This window comes from Campylobacter sp. CNRCH_2016_3089, from assembly GCF_025772505.1.
Taxonomy (GTDB): Bacteria; Campylobacterota; Campylobacteria; order Campylobacterales; family Campylobacteraceae; genus Campylobacter_D; species Campylobacter_D lari_D.
The window spans coordinates 1-804 of sequence record NZ_JAKMSF010000054.1; the positions used below are offsets into that span (position 1 = coordinate 1).

Below are 804 nucleotides of genomic sequence, written 5' to 3' on the forward strand. Positions count from 1 at the left end.
TCTTTATAACATTAATGAAAAGGGAGAATTTGGCAGCAATGGCAGCATAGGAATAGTTAATGGGGTATTGTTTGAAGATTTATTAAAGCATTTAAGCTATATTACAAATGAAGAAGAATTGCTTTGCGAATTAGAAGTTAAATACCCCCAAAAACGAAACAATAAAATTGTATTTGCAAGCGATAATATAGATCTAAATACCTCTTTTGCACCAGGGACTTATATAAGCTTACAACTAGAAAAAGAAAGCGATGAAAAACTAAAATGGGCTTTTGTAGAATGTGAAAGCAAAGAAAAATTAAATTTATTATTACATGATTGTAATGGCTATATTGATGAAAAAAATCTTAAGGTATTATTTGAAAATGATGATTTGATTTATAATGAAAGCTATGAAGATAATGTTTTATCTTTTTGCTTACCTATAAATAGAAGCAATGAGCCTAAAGAAGATATACAAGATTATAAATACTATATAGTTTTATTTGCTTATAACAGTGAAAAAACTATACCTAATTTAGAAGATCATTACATCATTATAGATATGAGCTTTAGAGTGGGAGTTGGAGATGATGATAGTGTAAGAGAAGGGGTGTTAGGGGGTATGAATAACACAAACAGCAGCAATTTAGCAAAAGACATCATTTATACAAATTATATTTTTAGCGTATTAGAAGCTATAGATTTTTTAAAAACTTGTTGTAAATTACAAGATAAAAACAAAACAAATGATAATATCTTTTTTAAAACCTACCCTCAACTTGCTGGAAAAATTGCTTATATTTATTATAGGTTTGATTTAGC

1 pseudogene is annotated in these 804 nt (G+C 27.4%); it reads left to right on the forward strand.

What is annotated here, in order from left to right:
- Positions 1 to 166 precede the first annotated feature (166 nt).
- Positions 167 to 804: pseudogene (locus L8W69_RS09225) on the forward strand (hypothetical protein); the annotation flags it as partial.